This is a genomic window from Agromyces binzhouensis (assembly GCF_004135055.1).
Taxonomy (GTDB): Bacteria; Actinomycetota; Actinomycetes; order Actinomycetales; family Microbacteriaceae; genus Agromyces; species Agromyces binzhouensis.
In genome coordinates, this window is the sequence record NZ_SDPL01000306.1 from 1 (window position 1) to 3,814 (window position 3,814).

Below are 3,814 nucleotides of genomic sequence, written 5' to 3' on the forward strand. Positions count from 1 at the left end.
GACCCCCGGGCCGCCGCTTCGGGCGGCGTGTCAGGCACCGCGCCCCGATCCGATGAGGGCGATGATCTCGGCGCGCGCCGCGGGCTCGGCGAGCTCGCCGCGACTGGCGATCGTGACCGTCGAGCTGCGATCCTGCCGCGCTCCGCGCGCCGTGACGCAGCCGTGCACGGCGTCGATCACCACGAGCACGCCGCGCGGGTCGAGCCCGGCGACCAGCGCGTCGGCGACCTCCTCCGCGATGCGCTCCTGCAGCTGCGGGCGGCTCGCGATCGTGTCGATCACCGCGGGGATGCGGCCGAGCCCGACGAGTCGCTCGCCGGGGAGGTAGGCGACGTGGGCGGTACCGATGAACGGAAGCAGGTGGTGCTCGCAGACCGACCGGAAGGCGAGGTCGCGCAGCACGACGGCGTCGGAGGTCGCGGGGACGCCCGCGGCGGTGTCGCCCGACGCGACCGTCTCGGCGAGGTGCACGAGCGGATCCGCACCGACCCCGCTGAAGTAGTCGGCGTACGCCTCGGCCACGCGCCGCGGAGTGCGCTCGAGGCCCGGCCGCTCCGGGTCCTCGCCGATCGCGAGGAGCAGTTCGCGCACGGCGCGCTCGATGCGATCGGCGTCGACGCCCGTCATGGCACCCTCCTCTGCGCCGTCCTCCGTGCCGCGGCTCACGCCGTGGCGGGACGCGGCTTCGTGCTCGGCGTGCGGGACGCCTTCGCCTCCTCGACGGGCGTGCCGGAATCGACGCCGCCGTCGACGGCACCCTGGTCGATCGGCGCCTTCCGGGTCGGGAACGGGATGGGCGGGCGGTCGGAGACCGGTCGCTTGTCGCTCGAGAGCCACAGGGGTCGCTCGGGCAGCTTCCTGACGTCCGTGAAGATCTCGGCGATCTGGTGGTGGTCGAGCGTCTCGTTCTCGATGAGCTCGGCGGCCAGACGGTCGAGGATGTCCCGGTTGTCGTTGAGCACCTGCCACGCCTCGTCGTGCGCCTGCTCGATGAGTGCGCGCACCTCCGTGTCGACCTTCTCGGCGACCTCCTCCGAGTAGTCGCGCTGGTGGCCCATGTCGCGGCCCAGGAAGACCTCGCCCTGCGACTGGCCGAGCTTCACGGCGCCGACGTTGGCCGACATGCCGTACTCGGTGACCATCTTCCGCGCGGTCGCGGTGGCCTTCTCGATGTCGTTCGAGGCGCCGGTCGACGGGTCGTGGAACACGATCTCCTCGGCGACGCGTCCGCCCATCGCGTAGGTGAGCTGGTCGAGCAGCTCGTTGCGCGTGACGGAGTACTTGTCCTCCAGCGGCAGCACCATCGTGTAGCCGAGCGCGCGACCACGCGGCAGGATCGTGATCTTCGTCACGGGGTCGGTGTGGTTCATCGCCGCCGCCGCGAGCGCGTGACCGCCCTCGTGGTACGCGGTGATGAGCTTCTCCTTGTCCTTCATCACCCGCGTGCGGCGCTGCGGACCGGCGATCACGCGGTCGACGGCCTCGTCGAGCGCGCGGTTGTCGATGAGCTGCGCGTTCGAACGGGCGGTGAGCAGCGCCGCCTCGTTGAGCACGTTGGCCAGGTCGGCTCCGGTGAAGCCGGGCGTCTTGCGGGCGAGGACCTCGAGGTCGACGCCGTTGGCGAGCGGCTTGCCCTTCGAGTGCACCTCGAGGATCTTCTGGCGGCCCTTGAGGTCGGGCGCGTCGACGCCGATCTGCCGGTCGAAGCGGCCGGGGCGCAGCAGCGCGGGGTCGAGGATGTCGGGGCGGTTCGTCGCCGCGATGAGGATCACGTTGGTCTTCGGGTCGAAGCCGTCCATCTCGACGAGGAGCTGGTTCAGCGTCTGCTCGCGCTCGTCGTGACCGCCGCCGAGGCCGGCGCCGCGGTGGCGGCCGACCGCGTCGATCTCGTCGACGAAGATGATGGCCGGCGCGTTCTGCTTGGCCTGGTCGAACAGGTCGCGCACTCGGCTCGCGCCGACGCCGACGAACATCTCGACGAAGTCGGAACCCGAGATCGAGTAGAACGGCACGCCCGCCTCACCCGCGACAGCGCGGGCGAGGAGCGTCTTGCCGGTGCCGGGCGGGCCGTAGAGCAGCACGCCCTTCGGGATCCGCGCGCCGACGGCCTGGAACTTGGCCGGCTCCTTGAGGAACTCCTTGATCTCGTGGAGCTCCTCGATGGCCTCCTCGGCGCCGGCGACGTCGTCGAAGGTGACCTTCGGGCTCTCCTTCGAGACGAGCTTCGCCTTGGACTTGCCGAACTGCATGACGCGGTTTCCGCCGCCCTGCATGCCGGAGAGGATGATCCAGAAGAAGAGGCCGATGAGCACGAGGGGCAGCAGGATGCCGAGCATCGAGAGGAACCAGTTCGGCTGCGGCACCTCGTCGTCGAAGCCGTCGGCCGGGTTCGCCGCGTCGACGGCCGCGATGACGTCCTCGCCTCGCGGCGTGACGTAGTAGAACTGCACCTGCGTGCCGAGGTCGTCCTCTGCCTCGGCGAGCGTGAGGTCGACGCGGTTCTCGACGTCGACGATCTTCACCGCCGAGACCTTGCCGTCGTTCAGGAGCTCGAGCCCCTGCTGCGTCGAGACCTCGCGGAAACCCGACTGGGTGATCAGGGTCGACCCGATCCACACCGCGATGATGGCCAGCACGATGTAGAGGATCGGCCCGCGCAGGAGCTTCTTCATGTTCATGGTGCTAGCAGGCTACCCTCTGGCCACTGGGCACCGGCTCCCTGTTCGCTGAAAGCGCGCAGGCCCCAGCAGCGGACCGGAGAGGCCCGGATCCCGCTCAGCTGTAGACGTGCGGCGCGAGGATCGCGACGTCGCGCAGGTTGCGGTAGCGCTCGGCGAAGTCGAGCCCGTAGCCGACGACGAACTGGTTCGGGATGTCGAATCCGAGGTACTTGACGTCGATCTCGACCTTCGCGGCATCCGGCTTGCGCAGCAGTGCGCAGATCTCGATCGAGGCGGCGCCGCGCGAGGCGAGGTTGGCGGTCAGCCAGCTGAGCGTGAGGCCGGAGTCGATGATGTCCTCGACGATGAGCACGTCGCGGCCGGAGAGGTCGGAGTCGAGGTCCTTCAGGATCTTCACGACTCCGGAGGACGTCGTGCCCGCGCCGTAGGAGGAGACCGCCATCCAGTCCATGTTCACGTGCGGCTTCAGCTCTCGTGCGAGGTCGGCCATGACCATGACTGCGCCCTTGAGGACGCCGACGAGCAGGAGGTCGCGACCCTCGTAGTCCGCCTCGATCCGACGGGCGAGCTCGGCGAGCTTGTCGCGGATCTGCTGCTCGGTCACGAGCACTTCCGTCAGGTCGGCCTCGATCTCGCGCGAATCCATCCCGAGCTCCTCCTGCGTGCGTCTGGGCGAACGGATGCCACGAGCCTACGCCGGGTGCCGGTGGTCGTGCGGCAGCACGTCGGTCGAGCCGGTCGTGGAGAGCACGACGTGCCCGCCTGCGCGGGTGGCGCGGATGCCGCGGGGCAGGTCGATCGGCCCCTGCCCGTGCCAGTCCGTGACGAGCCGGGCGACCTCGAGCGTCTGGGCACGGCTCAGCGACACCCCGAACTCGCTGTCGACGACGTGCCGGATGATGCGCTGCCGGAGTGCTGCGGGGTTCGCGGCGAGCGCCGCCGCCGAGATCGCGATGCCGGCCTCGGCGGGCTCGCAGATCTCCTCGATGAACTCGTCGATCTGCTCGGCGAACGCCCGCTCGTCCTCGCGGAGCTGCTCGGCCGTGCGGGCGAGCGCCTCGGCGACGCCCGGGCCGAGCTCGGCCTCGAGCACGGGCAGCACCCGTTCGCGCACGCGCACGCGCGCGTACGCG

General features: G+C 70.4%; 4 protein-coding genes. All 4 read right to left on the reverse strand.

What is annotated here, in order from left to right:
• Nucleotides 1-30: 30 nt before the first annotated feature.
• Nucleotides 31-627, reverse strand: coding sequence for a GTP cyclohydrolase I (gene folE, locus ESO86_RS13040; protein WP_129235413.1), 597 nt, complete (start codon nucleotides 625-627; stop codon nucleotides 31-33).
• A gap of 35 nt (nucleotides 628-662) precedes the next feature.
• Nucleotides 663-2,678, reverse strand: coding sequence for an ATP-dependent zinc metalloprotease FtsH (ftsH, locus tag ESO86_RS13045; RefSeq protein ID WP_129235414.1), 2,016 nt, complete (start codon nucleotides 2,676-2,678; stop codon nucleotides 663-665).
• A 97-nt stretch (nucleotides 2,679-2,775) separates the two neighbouring features.
• Nucleotides 2,776-3,327: a hypoxanthine phosphoribosyltransferase gene (gene hpt, locus ESO86_RS13050; RefSeq protein ID WP_129235415.1), complete on the reverse strand. Its 552-nt coding sequence runs from the start codon at nucleotides 3,325-3,327 to the stop codon at nucleotides 2,776-2,778.
• Nucleotides 3,328-3,372: 45 nt separating this feature from the next.
• The coding region (locus ESO86_RS13055) for a TilS substrate-binding domain-containing protein (protein ID WP_207207126.1) at nucleotides 3,373-3,814 on the reverse strand (442 nt) is incomplete at its 5' end.